Origin of the sequence: Methanoculleus taiwanensis (genome assembly GCF_004102725.1) — an archaeon.
GTDB classification, from domain to species: Archaea; Halobacteriota; Methanomicrobia; order Methanomicrobiales; family Methanoculleaceae; genus Methanoculleus_A; species Methanoculleus_A taiwanensis.
Map to the genome: position 1 here is coordinate 820,045 of NZ_LHQS01000001.1, position 14,337 is coordinate 834,381.

Consider the following 14,337-nt stretch of genomic DNA (forward strand, 5'->3'; position numbering starts at 1 on the left):
GAATTAATTAACCTACCTATAAGTAACGGAGAAGTATGATGCAGATACGTGACTGGTTACCGTTTATCGGGATGCCCCTGATGCTCCTGTTTGTTCAGTTGATCGCAATAGTACTCTCCATCCCCATGCAGGAGGCAGGGCTTGCGGCTTTCGAGGATCCGACCTCGGTAACAAATCCCCTGATATTCATCGGCATGCTGCTTGCGTTTACGCTCGTTCTTTTAATCCTCATAAAAAAGGGGGGGAAACGCATCATCGGTCTCTTTATCGCGTTCTCGATATTTCTGACCTTCACCTATATCTTCGGGGCGCTCGGCCTGTGGTTTTTCGGCATCTCGGATGTTGCGGCGGTGGCGACGCTGCTCCTTGCCGGCGGAGCGACGGCGCTCCTCTACCTCTACCCCGAGTGGTACGTCATCGACGTCCTCGGGGTGCTGATATCGGCCGGTATCGCCTCCATCTTCGGGATATCGCTCGCGGTTCTGCCGGTGCTGGTGCTCCTCGTCCTGCTTGCCGTATACGATGCGATCTCGGTCTACAAGACTAAGCACATGATAACGCTCGCCGAAGGCGTTCTTGAGATGAAGACACCGATCCTCGTCGTCGTCCCGAAGAGGAGGGACTATTCGTTCCGAAAGGAGGGTCTTGATATCGGAAAGGATAAAGGAGAGCGGGGAGCGTTCGTCATGGGAATGGGAGATCTGATCATGCCCTCCATCCTCGTGGTCTCCTCGTATGTCTTCGTCGCCGCGCCGCCGGTTGTCTGGGTGCTCTCCCTTCCGACGCTCGGCGCGATGATAGGATCGCTTGCGGGCCTCGCGGTGCTGCTCTTCTTCGTCAACCAGGGGAAACCGCAGGCAGGCCTTCCCCCGCTGAACGGGGGAGCCATCGCCGGTTTTATTCTTGGATGTATTCTGGCGGGGACACTTTCGGCGTGCTTCGGTGTTTGAGCAGGGCTTCGAGCACCTCCTCGACTCCCTCACCGGTCACGGTGGACATGGTCGGGTATCCCTCAACCTTCAGGATATCGGCCTTGTTCACGACGGCGATGACCGGCACATCCACCATGCCGCCGACCTCGTCGAGGAGCGCTTTCTGATCCTCGATCGAGTAGCCGCACTGTTCGCTTGCGTCCAGGACGAAGAGGACGGCGTCGGCGACGTTGACGAGAGCGCTCACTGCCTGCTGCTCGATCTGGTTCCGCTCGGCGGCGGGGCGCTCGAGCACGCCGGGGGTATCGATGAGCTGCATCCTATCCCGGTTCCCGAGTATCCGGTGGCCGACGATGATCCCCTTCGTGGTGAAGGGGTATGCGGCGACCTCGGGTTCTGCGGAGGAGATGAGCCTGATGAACGATGATTTTCCTACGTTCGGGTATCCGGCGACGACCACCGTGAACTCCTCCTCGGTGACGTGGGGGATCTTCCGGAGGATGTTCCTCGCTTCATTGAGGAACAATAGATCGTCCTCGACCTGGTGAACGATCGAGGCGATCCGCGCAACCGCCTGCCTTCGCACCTGCCCCGTATCCAGAGCAGGACGCATGGCGCGTGCATGCTGGGTTCCAACGGTGCGCACCTGTTCGCCTGCCCATGTAACGGCGCCGAGTGACTTTTTCAGGTGGTCGACGCTGAAGAGAATGTCCGCAATGTCGCGATAGAAGGGGGGGAGACGATCGAAGGTCGGGAACGATCTGACAACGGTGTCGAGTTTGTCGTGGACGGCGCTTGCTACCGATCTGACAAACTCTTCGTTCGCCTTGTCTTTATTGGTCTTCAGTTTCTTTTTTGCCGCTGCCCGGCGGAAACTGCGGTCGAGTATCTCTTCCGCAGTGGGTACGGTCGGTATTGTTTCAAACTCCACGCAATGCACAACCTAATGTATTTAATTACGTAATATAACTGATAATTATGGATTTATCCCTCATTCAGAAAGATATCCTGATAACTCTCATTACTCTATATCATCAGTCGTCTCACTCTATAAAAGGTGAGGAGATCGCGGAGGTTCTCAAGCGAAATCCCGGGACTGTTCGCAATCAGATGCAAGCATTAAAAGCGCTCGGCCTCGTCGAAGGGGTGCCCGGGCCGAAGGGGGGATATACCCCGACCGCCATGGCGTACCGGGAGCTCAACCTCGTCAACTACGAGCACCAGTCAGATGTGCCGATCTCTCGCGGCGGGGAGACGGTGCGGGGAGTGCGGGTTGCCGAACTCGATTTTACGACGCTCTGCCACCCCGACCTCTGCCACGCGGTCGTGAAGATCATCGGGAGCGTGAAACACTTCAAGGTCGGCGACCTCATCACCATCGGCCCGACGCCCGTCAATAAACTGCTCGTCCGGGGCGAGGTATATGGTATGGATGAGAACCTGCCGGCGCTTCTGATCAGCATATCCGAGATGATCTCGCTGCCAAAGCAGCCCATCAAGACGTTTATGAGCACGCCGCTTCTTACGCTTTCCCACGACGAGACGTTCTCCGACGCGATACGCCTCTTCAACGCGCACCATATCCATGGAGCACCGGTCATGAACGGTGCCGATCTTGCGGGCATCGTTACGATAAGCGATATCATCCGGGGACTTGACGAAGGGATGGCGATGGATACGGCCGTTACGGCGGTGATGACGACCGATGTGGTGAAGGCGCCATCGAACATCCGGATATTCGAGCTCGTAGGCCGGTTCAAGGAACGTGAGATAGGGCGGCTGATCGTCATGGAGGACGGCAGACCCGTGGGTATCGTCACTCAGTCAGACATCATCCGGGTGTTTCCCTCACTTTGATACCCTCTCATAGGGGAAAACCGGCCGTGAACCCCGCAGGGGACGGATAAGTATTTATATGAGTATTCATATGTTGGTTCTGTAAACCGAGTTCTCCGAAAGAGTACATTTCGAAGAGCTCGAGCGAAAAGGGGGATATGAGATCATGACTGATTTACCACTGGCACCTGTTGGCAGAATCGTAAAAAAATCCGGCGCTGAACGCGTCAGCTCCGATGCAAACGAGGAACTCGCAAAACTGATGGAGGCCTATGCCTCGAGAATCGCCAAAGAAGCGATCAAACTTGCCGGGCACGCGGGGAGGAAGACGGTCAAGGCGACCGATGTCCGGATGGCCGCTGAGACTCTGAAATAATAAACCCGATTCTTTCTTTATTTTCTGATTCCGGCATTTTGGAACAGTTTATATAGTACAACATCCTCATCTTTGGTATGAGCAAAACCTTCTGCCGTGTCTTAGCCAAAAAGAGAGTGATGAGCAACGATGGAATGCTCATCGGCACCATCAAGAATATTATGGTGGACCTCGGGACGGGCCAGGTTGTGGATCTTATCGTCAAACCGGATGACTCTTTCAAAACGGACGGCTACCGGATGGACGGCGACAAGATGTTCGTTCCCTTCGAGGCTGTAAAAGATATTAAGGATTATATAGTGGTCGACCGCTACCTGCTGAAGAAATCGGCGTAATACTTTTTTACCGCTTCTACAAATCCGTCCCCGTATCTCGCTTCCGATACGTAGTCGGCGGCGGTGCGGGTTGTCCCCGTGGAGTTCGCAACGGCGACGCCGACGCCTGCTGCCCGGATCATCTCGATATCGTTCTCCGAGTCTCCGACGGCCATGATCTCGGCCGGGGAGAGCCCCATCATGCCGGCAAGCTCGTGAAGAGCGGTGCCCTTGTTCACGCCGAGAACCTGGAGATGAACGGCAAATCCGGTATCGAGAACCCTGACCGGGAAGCCGTGGTTGCGGACAACCTGCCTGACCTCGTCGACATCGACGTTCCGCGCAAAGGCGACGTCGGCGAACCGGTAGTCGGGGCTGTAGAGTTCAAGGCCGGTTCCCTTCGCTGAAAAATGATCCTGCAGAACGGTGAAGGCGTCCCGGCAGACCTGCTGGTCGCCGGCGACCTGGAGGGTGCCGTCGAAGTAACGGCGATAGACCCCTCCGTTCTCACCGATGATGGTGCCGTTTGTCCCCACCATCTTGCAGAGCCCGTCCATGAAGCAGACGGTGTTGCCGCTTGCTATTACCACTTCGACACCGCCGTCGACGAGGGTGCGGATGCACTCGACGGCCGCGGTGTTGATCCTCCGGCGCGAGTCGGTGATGGTGCCGTCGACGTCGGTGACGAGCGCTTTTAGCACGGTTTGAGCCCTGCCATTTCAACCATGAACGCAGCCTCTCCTTCGGGAAGGTTCGGGCTGTCTACGAGACGGGCGACACGTTTGCCTGCTTTGCTCTTCCGGAGATAGAGCCGGAACGTTGCGGTATGTCCGACGATGTTGCCGCCGATCGGCTTTGTCGGGTCGCCGAAGAGAACAGCGGGATTCGACATAACCTGGTTTGTTACGAGCCCGACGGCGTTGTGTTCGTCGATCAGTTTGAGAAGGTCGTGCATATGCCGGTTCAGCTTCTGCTGCCGTGCAGCAAGCGTTCCTCTCCCTGCGTACTCCGACCGGAAGAGCGACGTCAACGAATCGATGACGAAGAGCTTCACCGGATGATCGGACGTGCGCAGTTCGTTTGCGAGCTCCCGTGCGGAGTCGATCAGCAGCATCTGGTGGTCGGAACTGTGCGCCCGTGCCACGTGGATCCTGCTGAGAACCTCATCGAGTGTGCCGAGGTCGGCATCGACATCGAGGCCGCTCAGCATCTGTTCGATACGCTCCGGGCGGAATGTATTCTCGGTATCGATGTAAACGGCGCTTCCGTTAAGGCCGCCGAGGTCGTCGGGAAGCTGGACGTTGACTGCGAGCTGGTGGACGAGCTGACTCTTCCCGGAACCGAACTCGCCGTACACTTCCGTGATCGCCTGGGTCTCGATACCGCCTCCCATCAGTTCGTCGAACTCGGGAACAAGGGTGCTGAGTTTCCGGACGTCTTTTCGCTTGTCGAGGATGTCCCGCCCTGTTTTGAACGTGCCGATATCGGCCATCTTCCGGGCTGCCTGGATCAGTTTCTTTGCGGTCGACTCCCCGATCTCGGCAGCCTCCGCAAGGTCGGAGGTGGTTGCCGTGGCGATCCCCTCGACGGTTCCATATCCAGCTTCGCGGAGCTTGTCGGCGGTGGTGGGTCCGACACCCGGTAAATCTTCAAGATCAATCTCTGTCATATGTTTCCTCACTTGATCTCTTGTGTAGTCTTTCTGCTGTGCTACGTATACTATTTGTAAGGAACCATAAAGGTCGATGGCCTTGCGGGGTGAAAGTGAAAATTCCCGTATCCGGGTTACGAGCCGAGCCGCTCCGCCCGGTCTGCAAGACTCTTCAGATCCGGCATAACGGGTTCGTATTCCCTGACGGTAATCCTTTTTCGGTGAAGAGCGCCCCTGACCCGGACGTCGAATCCGACGGGGAGCGGCAGATCGAGAAGGTAGCACCCGTCTGCAGTATCGAGACAGAGACCGAGGTCGGTTTGGATAACCGTCCCGGTAAGGTCGACCTCTTCTTCCTTTCCGCTCCTGACGAGAAGAGCACTTCCCCTGCCGAGGTTGAGTTCGAGACCCCCGTACCGGCCGGGGCGTGCGGTCGCGTTGTATACCTCGAGAACGTCCCCGGCGACGAGGTGTCTCTGCGCCTCTTCTCCCCAGAGGACGAGGGCTACCTCGCCGGTTGCATCAGCGATGGTCAGGTTCCGGACGAAGGATGCCCTGCCGTCCCGCGTGGTGAACCCGCGTGGAGGCTGGATGGTCGCGACGCGTCCGACCACCGAATAGATTCCTCCGTCCTGCACTTCTGCTATGGGTGTGGTCGGGACGTCGATCTCGGCGGTATCCGCCGTCACGGTTGCTGATTCGCCGAGGCTGTACTCCGTGCCCTGTTCTCCCGTCTTGACCGTCGCCCCGGTGATCCTGACCGCGCTGCCCGGTTCGAACCCCTCGAGGAGGGAGGGCACCCAGGCGACCAGACGGCCGACGCCGGCGGCATCCCCGATCACCGCCTCGACCATCTCCCCTGGGCTGCCGTCGCGCCGGGTGAACGTTCGCAGCGGTTTTACGGCGATCAGCCGGACGAGCAGATCCTCACTCCGGGAGGATGATCGGGCATCCGCTTCGCCCGCCGCCCCGGTGCAGGTTATCTCACAGGCGGCTTTCTGCAGCGCGGTGGCGTGAACCTCTGCGGGTGTCCCCCCTTTTGGCCGGCCGAGTATCTCGAGGACGTCGCCAACGGCGATCTCGCCTGCAGCCTCGGCTTTTTCATCCCAGAGGACAACGCGAGCCCTCCCTGTCTCGTCACCGACGAGCAGGTTGGCGACGAGGCCTTTGGTGCCGTCCTGCCGCTCGAACTCGCGGGGTTTTCCGATAGAGAGCACTTTTCCGAAGAAACAGACCAGGCTTGACTCCGGTGCGAGAGCCTGGACCCTCACGTGAGCACGGCCCATATCCCGGACGACGAGCATGGCCGCGGTCTGCTCATCAAGAAGATCGCCGGATGCGGTTATCCGCTCCTCCACCTGCCGCTCGAACGCTTCGCGATCGATGAGATCGTCAACAAGGAGGTAGTGGAACCGCATGCGACCGCTCTCCTGACTACTGCTGCCATGCCGGCCGCTGCATCGGTGCCGTCAGATCGTCGATAGATTCCGCCCGGCGCATGAGCGTTGCCTCGGATCCCCGGACGATCACCTCGGCAGAGCGCGGCCTGCTGTTGTACTGCGACGACATGGCAAAGCCGTACGCCCCCGTATCGAGGACGGCGATGAGATCGCCGGCCGTAAGGGTGGGCAGCATCCGGTCTTTCGCGAGGAGATCGCCGGTCTCGCAGATAGGGCCCGCAATGGTGTACTCCCGCTCCGGAGGGGCATCCGCTTTATTCGCCGCAACGACCGTATGGTACGAATCGTACATTGCCGGCCGCACCAGCAGGTTAAACCCGGCATCGACGTTCGCGAAGGTCTTGTGCGCCTCTTTGATGGAGTTTATCCGTGTCAGGAGGATCGTTGAGTCGGCGACGAGCGATCTCCCCGGCTCGACCCAGAGCTCGGGCTGTATGCCGATATCGCGGATTCCTGCAAGGAAGATCGGCATGACGGCATCGGCATAGTCCTGCGGCGTCGGCGCATGGTCGGTCTCACGGTGGTAGGGGACGCCGAGCCCTCCTCCGATGTCGATGAATTTGAGGGTCACTCCCATCTTTGAGAGCTCGCGGGCGAGATCGATGACGACCTCCATCTCACGGGCGAAGGGTTCGACCTCGAGGATCTGGGAGCCGATGTGGCAGTGGATCCCGACGGGCTCGATGTTGCTGCAGGCGAGCGCCTCGCGGTAGGCGTCGAGGATCTGCCCGGCAGGGATGCCGAACTTGCTCGTCGCAAGACCCGTTGCGATCTTCGGGTGGGTGGGAACCTCGAGTGCCGGGTTGACCCGGAAGGCGATCTCGACGGTCTTTCCCGCAGCCTCTGCGGCGGCGTTCAGCTGCCGGAGTTCGTCGAGCGAGTCGACCGAGACCCGCACGCCCTTCTCGACCGCGAGGGCGAGATCGGCGGCGCTCTTCGAGCTCCCGTTGAAGAGGAGGAGCCCGGGGTTCATGCCGGCCGAGAGAGCGAGGGATAGTTCGCCGGCGGAGAAGACGTCGGCACCGGCGTTCAGGTCGGCGAAGATACGGAATAGTGCGAGGTTGCCGTTTGCCTTTGCCGCGTAGAGCACCTGTATCCTGTCATAGTATCCGCCGAGCGCATCGGCAAGACGGCGATAGTTCTCCCGGATCCGGTCCTCATCGGTGACGTAGAGCGGCGTCCCGTACGCTTTCGCAAGCTCGACCGTGTCGTGCCCGCCGATGGCGAGGCGACCGTTTCTGACGGTGAGGTGGGACGGGAGTATCATAGGTTCATCTCCCGCATCCGTCCGACTGCCTCCTCGATCCGCTCTACGGATCTGGTGATGGCGAATCTGACGTAGCCGTCGCCGTGGGTGCCGAACCCGACGCCGGGTGTCGCGACGATGCCTGCCTGGTCGAGGAGCTCTGCGGCGAACTTCATGCTGTCGTCGACGGCCATCCAGACGTAGAAGGTCGCTTTCGGGGACGAGACCTCAAAGCCCATCTCAGAGAGGCCTTTTACGAGGACGTCCCTTCTTTCCTCGTAGATCCTGCATGCATCCCTGACGCAGTCCTGCGGGCCGGTGAGGGCGGTGATCCCTGCGTGCTGGATGGCATCGAAGGCGCCCGAGTCGATATTGGTCTTCACTCGCCCAAGACCGGCGATGATCTCGGGGTTTCCGCAGGCCATCCCGATACGCCACCCCGTCATATTGTAGGTCTTCGAGAGCGAGTGCATCTCGATACCGACCTCCATGGCGCCGTCGACCTCGAGGAACGAGGGGGCGGTGTAGCCGTCGAAGGTTATCTCGGAGTAGGCGTTGTCGTGGACGACGACGATCCCGTTGTCGCGGGCGAAATCGACGACTTCCGCAAAGAAGGACTTCGGCGCTATCGCCGCCGTCGGGTTGTTCGGGTAGTTGATGAAGATCAGTTTCGCCTGTGTAGCGACGTCTGCAGGGATATCGTCGAGCACCGGGAGGAAGCCGTTCTCGGCGGTGAGCGGCATTGCGTGAATCTTCCCTTCGGCAAAGAGGGTTGAGGTTTTGTAGACCGGGTAACCGGGGTCTGCGGCGAGCACATAGTCGCCGGGATTGACGAATGCCTCGGGAATGTGGGCTATCCCTTCCTTGGATCCGATGAGTGCGAGTACTTCGGTCTTCGGGGCAAGATCGACGCCGAATCTGCCGGAGTACCACTCCGCCACGGCCTCACGGTAGGCGAGCATACCGGTGTAGGACGGGTAATGGTGGTTCTTCGGATCGCGTGCCGCCGTGCAGAGCGCATCGACGATATGCTCCGGTGTCGGGAGATCGGGGTCTCCGACACCGAGGTCAATAACGTCGACACCCTGTCGGATCTTCTCTCCTTTGAGCTCATCGATCCGGGCGAAAAGGTAGGGTGGAAGGTGATCCATGCGTTGCGAGTACATCACAAGATCATTGCACACGAATCCCTATGTAAGTTTTGTGCGTTTTTGTCTGCATTTTCAGGGTGGGCAGGGCGGCATGGCCGGGCGGGAGCAGAGGGCCTGATCCGGCGCCCTTCGGCTGCTCCGGATTTTTCAGGTTCCTTCCGCGCCCGTTTGGAAAACGCTGCCACTGCGATAGCCCGGGAAGGGCCGAACGCCCTTATCAGGCATCCCGTGCGGATCCGCTTCCGCGGTCGGTGTCGCGACGATTTTAAATACGGACGATGAAAGAGATTGAGTGTTATGGCTCCCCCCGAGTACGTGGTGATCTTCTGCACCGCTCCTGCGGCCGATGCGAAGGCGATTGCAGAGGCTCTGGTCGACGCACGACTGGCGGCATGCGTGAATATCACCACGGTTGATTCATGCTTCCGGTGGCGAGGAGATGTCTGTAGCGAGCCCGAACAGCTCCTCATCATCAAGACCCGTTACGACCTGATCGATCCGCTGATCGCCCGGATTCGCGAGATGCACAGTTACGAGGTTCCGGAGATCATTGCCCTCCCCATCGTAGGCGGGTATGCGCCGTACCTCGACTGGATACGGGAGGAGACGGGCTGATGGATCTCTCCTGCTCTTCCGGCATTCAGGTGAAAGGGGATACGGTAGCGGAGATCCGCGACGACGTCATCATCGAGGATCACTTCCGCCTCTTCTTTAACGGGCAGTACCTCACGACGCTGGTTGCGAGCCCTGACCGTCTTGAAGACCTCGGTGCAGGCTTTATCATCTGCGAGGGGCTCTCCGATGAGATAGAGTCGGTGAGCGTCACCGGGAACGATATCTCCGTCTCCGCCGTGCCGAGGAAGGATATCAGCCTCGAGCTCGAGTCTTCGGGTGGGTTCCGGGTCATGGGCGAGGCGAAGACGGTCGACTCGTCGATCGAGATAACCCCGGACGGCGTCCGTGCCGTGACGGGAGCGATAGAGTCCGAGACCTGGCGGCGTACGGGCGGCGTCCACTGCTCGGTGCTCTTCTGCGAAGGCGATCTCGTCACCCGCGCATGCGACGTCGGGCGGCACAATACCCTCGATAAAGTGGTTGGCTATGCAGCACGGGGCGGGCTTGACCGGTCGCAGTGCGTCGTCGGCTGTACCGGGAGGCAGCCTGCAGGGATGGTGGCGAAGGTTGCGAATGCCGGCATCCCTATCATCATCTCGCGGGCGGCGTCCACAAACCGGGGGATACGTGCGGCCGACCGGGCCGGAATCACGCTGATCTGCTTCTCGCGGGGCGACCGGTTCACCATCTATACGCACCCGGAGCGTGTGCCGGACGTCCTTGAACGGATGAGGCAGGGGGTTCCATGATGGAGGAAAAAGCTGGCGAAACGGCACTGATCCTGCTCGGGTGCCCGCAGGTGCCGGTACAGACGAGCGTCGCCCTGTACTGCGCATACATGTTACAGCAGAACGGCATCCGGCCGATAATAGCGGGAACGACCGCGGCGCGAAAGCTCCTGGAGGTCGCCGACCCGGAGCGGCACTACGCCGGGACGCTCGAGGATCTCGATACGGTTATCGGTGAGTTTGCGGAGAAGAAGCGGGACGTCGACTACTGCTTCGTCTTCGCGCACAACGACTCCGGTATCGCCTACGCAGGTACCATGGCGTATCTGTCGAAGGCGCGGCTCTACGTCCTGCTCTTCGGGGAGCACCCGGAGGAGGTCGCCGCGGCGATCACGTTCCCCTGCGAACAGGTGACGGTGAAAGCCACGCATAACCCTATGCCGATGAAGAAAAAGATCGATGAGGTGATACGATGGGTGGCTGCCTCGAAGCAATGAAACCCGATATACTCCTTTCGCGCTGTTCGTTCATGGAGGCGCGGGAGTACGTCAAGAAGCATATCAGAGAGCACTATGAAGTGGAGCCGGGCTACAAGATCTTCGACGTCCACCTTATCGGGGTTCCGCCGCTGCTCGTCGGGATCGACGGGGACGATGTCATCTTCCCGTACACCAAGCCCTGCCACGGAACCTTCGTCGTGAAGGTTCCGGGCGGAGATGAGATCGCGAGACTTCGTGCCCGGCGGCGATAATCCTCTTTTTTTCATCGGGGGCGTCAACCCGATCTGGGCGGCGGAGGCGCTCAACCAGGTCACCGTCACCCGTCTGGCGCTCGGGGTGCTTGCGCACCCGCTCGGAACCGCAAAGAAGTGCCCTCCGGATTGGATGACCCGATATCCTCCCTGTGGGGGTGACGGCTGCAGGAGTGGTCTTTCCGGAAGACGGAAGTATAAATGATGTGACAATGGTATAGTACAGCCGGTTCTCTCCGGGCGGTATGGTGGAATCTGCTGCCGAGATCCAGGATAGGCTGCTCTCTCTCCCCGATATGCCCGCATCGGGCTCTGATAACGGGAGGACGCAGATCGGAACGGCTTTGCGCGGAAGAACGCCCGGAAACCTGCTCAACGTCACGCCTGCGGTGGCTCCGGCCACTCCGGGCACGGAAGGTGAGATGGTCTCTTTCCCCTCCGTATAGTCAAACTCGTATGTCGCAGAACCGGTCAATGATACCCGGTTTGCAGGGTGAAAGCATGGACGATATGGTGAAGGTACTGCTGATCGAAGATGATCCCGCGGACGCCCGGCGTATTCGGGAGAAACTCTGCGAACGGGGCAGCCGGTTCGAGGTCGTGGAGTCCGGCAGGCTTGCGGCCGGACTTGCTGCTCTCTCCCATGATGCATTTGATCTTGTCCTGCTCGACCTGATGCTCCCGGATAGCGGAGGGGTCGAGACATTTCTTTCGCTCAGGAATGCGGCTCCGGATACCCCGGTGATCGTTCTTTCAGGCCATGACGATCTGGATCTGGCCGCCCGCACCGTACAGAACGGAGCCCTTGATTACCTTGTGAAAGAGACGATCGATGCGGAGTTCCTGACCCGCCTTCTCCGGCATGCACAGGAGCGGAAGCGACTTGAAGATACGGTGCGGCATCTTGAGGCGCAGCACCGCCGCCTCCTCGATTCCCTGCACGAAGGGGTCATCTCGATAGATCTTCAGGGCGGGATCACGGAGATCAACGCCCGCCTGGTGGCTATCCTCGGGTATGCTCCGGGAGACCTCATCGGCAGCCCGGCCGGGGCGCTCGGCGACTGCTTCCGGTGCCTGAACGACGGGGAATCCGGAACGTTCGAGGCGCCGCTGATCTGCCGTGACGGCTCCTCTATCGTTGCGCGTATCACCGCATCTCCGATCACCGATGCGTCCGGGAAACATCTCGGGTTCTGCGCCGCGGTTCTTGAGGTTCCCGGACGAAGCGGTGCCGGAGAGATGCTTCCGGGGAACGAGGAGCAGTATCGTCTTTTAGTGGACGGCCTGAACGAGGGTATCTGGGTCATCAACGAGGCGGCGACGACGACGTTCGTCAATCCGCGGATGGTCGAGATACTCGGCTATCCGGAGGCTGCGATTATCGGGAGGCCAGTGTTTGATTTTGTCGACGAGGCCAGCCGTCAGGTGATAGCCGCATCTCTGCACCGTCGCAGGGCAGGCCTTCGGGAGCAGTACGAATGCACCCTTATCAGGAGCGACGGAGTCCGGCGAACCGCGCTCATGACGGCCGCACCCCTTATCGACGGCGACGGCCTCTTCCGGGGCTCTCTTGCCGGGGTCGTCGACATCACCGAACGCAAGAACGCCGAACAGCAGATGCGGGGTATGGAGAAGGCCATCGCCTCCTCAGTCAGTCCCATCGCGTTTGCCGACCTTGACGGGAACCTGACCTATGCGAATCCGGCCTTCCTCGAACTCTGGGGGTACGCGTCACCGGACGAGGTGGTCGGAAGGGCGCTCTCTTCTTTCTGGGAGGATGCATCCGAGGCGGAAGAGGTCTCGGAGGCCGTCTGGGGCGAGGGGCAGTGGACGGGCGAGCTCGTCGGGAAGCGGCGGGACGGCTCGACGTTCGATGCCCAGATTTCGTCGAACACCGTAACCGACGATTTCGGAGAGCCTATCATCATCATGGTCTCGCTGATCGATATCTCCGAGCGGAAACGTGCCGAGCGCGAGATCCTCACGCGCAACAAACAACTCATGGTCCTGAACCGGATCATCGGCTCGTCCGCCTCGTCGCTCTCGCTCTCCGAGCTCCTCGAGACCGGGATGCGGCGTACGCTCGAACTGATGGAGTTTGACATCGGCATCGTCTACATGCTCGATGCCGAACGAAAGCGGGGACTTCTCCAGTACCAGGAGAATATCCCCGCCTCCGTCCTCTCCCGGCATCGGATCGTCAAGGTGCATCACTGGCCGTTCAACTTCATCTTCATCGCAGGGCAGGCACGGTATATCGAGAGCAGCGAGAATCTCAGTTCCATCGAGTCGGCTATCCTCGAGGATCTTGGTGCCGTATCGCTTGCCTGCATACCGCTCATCGCCGAGTCCGTCGTCGTCGGAGCGCTCTATCTCGGGAGTAAGACCGAACCTGCATTATCGGCGGAAGAGAAGGCGCTGCTTGAGGCGATTGGAAAGGAGATCGGTTCCGGCATCCTGAAGGGGATGCTCCATAAGCGTCTCGAGGCGGCGAACCGCGAGGCGAACCTCTACCTCGATATCATGACCCATGATATCAGGAACGCCGAGAACGTCTCCACATTATACGCCGATCTTCTCATCGATATGCTCGACGGTGAGGGTGCGCTGTACGCGAAGAAGCTTCAGGGGAGCATCAGAAAGAGTATCGGGATCCTGCGGAGTGTCTCCACCATCCGGAGGATTCACCAGACCCCTGCCGAACTCAGGGCCGTCGATCTTGACCGGGTGATCCGTGAAGAGCGCCGGATCTTCCCCGGTGTTGCGATCGCCTACGAAGGTTCGCATCGTGAGGTCTGGGCGGACGATCTCATCGGCGAGGTCTTCGGAAACCTCATCGGCAACAGTATCAAGTTCGGCGGGTCGGACGTCGAGATAGTCGTCCGTGTCGACGATTACGACGGGGAGAGTCTGCTCGTCTCGATTGAGGATACCGGTCCCGGCGTACCGGACGCGATGAAAGAAACGATATTCCACCGGTTCGAGCGGGGGAGAAGTCACGGCAGCGGTGAAGGGCTCGGTCTCTACATTGCAAAGTCCCTCATCGAGCGCTACGGCGGGAAGGTCTGGGTCGACGACAGGGTTGACGGAAGGCCCGACCTCGGTGCAGCGTTCCGGTTCACCCTGCAGGAGGTCGTCCCGACGGGTGACGATGAGGTGGAGGACGACGAATACCCGCCCGGGGACGAGGAGTAACAGCCCCGGGTCCGCTATCTCTCATGCGAGGGGCGCGCGGGGAGAATTTCTCCCCTCGGATGAGATCTTCTGGTTCACGGGT

The 14,337-nt window shown here is 59.9% G+C and carries 16 protein-coding genes; 10 read left to right on the top strand and 6 right to left on the bottom strand.

Annotated features, from left to right (window positions below; translation table 11 throughout):
• Window positions 1-38: 38 nt before the first annotated feature.
• On the top strand, window positions 39-950 hold the full coding sequence (locus ABH15_RS04205) for a presenilin family intramembrane aspartyl protease PSH (protein ID WP_128693240.1): 912 nt from the start codon (window positions 39-41) through the stop codon (window positions 948-950).
• On the opposite strand, the gene ABH15_RS04210 is transcribed toward ABH15_RS04205, so the two are convergent.
• Window positions 898-1,863, bottom strand: coding sequence for an NOG1 family protein (locus ABH15_RS04210; RefSeq protein WP_128693095.1), 966 nt, complete (start codon window positions 1,861-1,863; stop codon window positions 898-900). The two genes, ABH15_RS04205 and ABH15_RS04210, sit on opposite strands and share 53 nt — an antisense overlap.
• Before the next feature lie 47 nt (window positions 1,864-1,910).
• Here ABH15_RS04210 and ABH15_RS04215 point away from each other — a divergent pair, with 47 nt between their 5' ends.
• From ABH15_RS04215 to ABH15_RS04225, 3 genes are all read left to right on the top strand, one after another.
• Entirely contained in the window at window positions 1,911-2,789 is an 879-nt protein-coding gene (locus ABH15_RS04215) for a CBS domain-containing protein (protein WP_128693096.1), read from the top strand.
• A 145-nt stretch (window positions 2,790-2,934) separates the two neighbouring features.
• Window positions 2,935-3,144, top strand: a complete 210-nt coding sequence (locus ABH15_RS04220; protein WP_128693097.1) for a histone family protein — start codon at window positions 2,935-2,937, stop codon at window positions 3,142-3,144.
• Window positions 3,145-3,221: 77 nt separating this feature from the next.
• Entirely contained in the window at window positions 3,222-3,479 is a 258-nt protein-coding gene (locus ABH15_RS04225; protein ID WP_128693098.1) for a PRC-barrel domain-containing protein, read from the top strand.
• Here ABH15_RS04225 and ABH15_RS04230 read toward each other — a convergent pair.
• The 5 genes from ABH15_RS04230 to ABH15_RS04250 all read right to left on the bottom strand — a co-directional run bounded on the left by ABH15_RS04230 (window position 3,455) and on the right by ABH15_RS04250 (window position 8,981).
• On the bottom strand, window positions 3,455-4,159 hold the full coding sequence (locus ABH15_RS04230; protein ID WP_128693099.1) for a phosphoglycolate phosphatase: 705 nt from the start codon (window positions 4,157-4,159) through the stop codon (window positions 3,455-3,457). The two genes, ABH15_RS04225 and ABH15_RS04230, sit on opposite strands and share 25 nt — an antisense overlap.
• A complete protein-coding gene (gene radA / locus ABH15_RS04235) occupies window positions 4,153-5,127 on the bottom strand; it encodes a DNA repair and recombination protein RadA (RefSeq protein ID WP_128693100.1) in 975 nt (324 codons plus the stop codon). Before radA ends, ABH15_RS04230 begins: the two co-directional genes overlap by 7 nt.
• 116 nt (window positions 5,128-5,243) lie before the next feature.
• Window positions 5,244-6,527: an OB-fold nucleic acid binding domain-containing protein gene (locus ABH15_RS04240; protein WP_128693101.1), complete on the bottom strand. Its 1,284-nt coding sequence runs from the start codon at window positions 6,525-6,527 to the stop codon at window positions 5,244-5,246.
• A gap of 16 nt (window positions 6,528-6,543) precedes the next feature.
• Window positions 6,544-7,836 (bottom strand): diaminopimelate decarboxylase, encoded by a 1,293-nt coding sequence (gene lysA, locus ABH15_RS04245; protein ID WP_128693102.1) that lies wholly within the window; start codon window positions 7,834-7,836, stop codon window positions 6,544-6,546.
• The gene (locus tag ABH15_RS04250) at window positions 7,833-8,981 is read right to left on the bottom strand and encodes an LL-diaminopimelate aminotransferase (protein WP_128693103.1); all 1,149 of its coding nucleotides are present in this window, start codon (window positions 8,979-8,981) and stop codon (window positions 7,833-7,835) included. Before ABH15_RS04250 ends, lysA begins: the two co-directional genes overlap by 4 nt.
• Before the next feature lie 282 nt (window positions 8,982-9,263).
• On the opposite strand from ABH15_RS04250, the gene cutA reads away from it, so the two are divergent.
• The 6 genes from cutA (at window position 9,264) to ABH15_RS04280 (ending at window position 14,255) form a co-directional block, all read left to right on the top strand.
• Window positions 9,264-9,581 carry a divalent-cation tolerance protein CutA gene (gene cutA, locus ABH15_RS04255; protein WP_128693104.1) on the top strand — a complete coding sequence of 106 codons (318 nt, stop codon included), beginning with the start codon at window positions 9,264-9,266 and terminating at the stop codon, window positions 9,579-9,581.
• Window positions 9,581-10,330, top strand: coding sequence for a formate dehydrogenase accessory sulfurtransferase FdhD (gene fdhD, locus ABH15_RS04260; RefSeq protein ID WP_128693105.1), 750 nt, complete (start codon window positions 9,581-9,583; stop codon window positions 10,328-10,330). The genes cutA and fdhD overlap by 1 nt, the downstream gene beginning before the upstream one ends.
• Window positions 10,327-10,806: a DUF1890 domain-containing protein gene (locus ABH15_RS04265; RefSeq protein ID WP_128693106.1), complete on the top strand. Its 480-nt coding sequence runs from the start codon at window positions 10,327-10,329 to the stop codon at window positions 10,804-10,806. Before fdhD ends, ABH15_RS04265 begins: the two co-directional genes overlap by 4 nt.
• Window positions 10,803-11,060 (top strand): DUF1894 domain-containing protein, encoded by a 258-nt coding sequence (locus ABH15_RS04270; protein WP_241647998.1) that lies wholly within the window; start codon window positions 10,803-10,805, stop codon window positions 11,058-11,060. Before ABH15_RS04265 ends, ABH15_RS04270 begins: the two co-directional genes overlap by 4 nt.
• Window positions 11,026-11,265, top strand: coding sequence for a hypothetical protein (locus tag ABH15_RS04275; protein WP_128693108.1), 240 nt, complete (start codon window positions 11,026-11,028; stop codon window positions 11,263-11,265). Before ABH15_RS04270 ends, ABH15_RS04275 begins: the two co-directional genes overlap by 35 nt.
• Window positions 11,266-11,561: 296 nt before the next feature.
• Window positions 11,562-14,255 carry a hybrid sensor histidine kinase/response regulator gene (locus ABH15_RS04280; RefSeq protein ID WP_164913628.1) on the top strand — a complete coding sequence of 898 codons (2,694 nt, stop codon included), beginning with the start codon at window positions 11,562-11,564 and terminating at the stop codon, window positions 14,253-14,255.
• Window positions 14,256-14,337 lie beyond the last annotated feature (82 nt).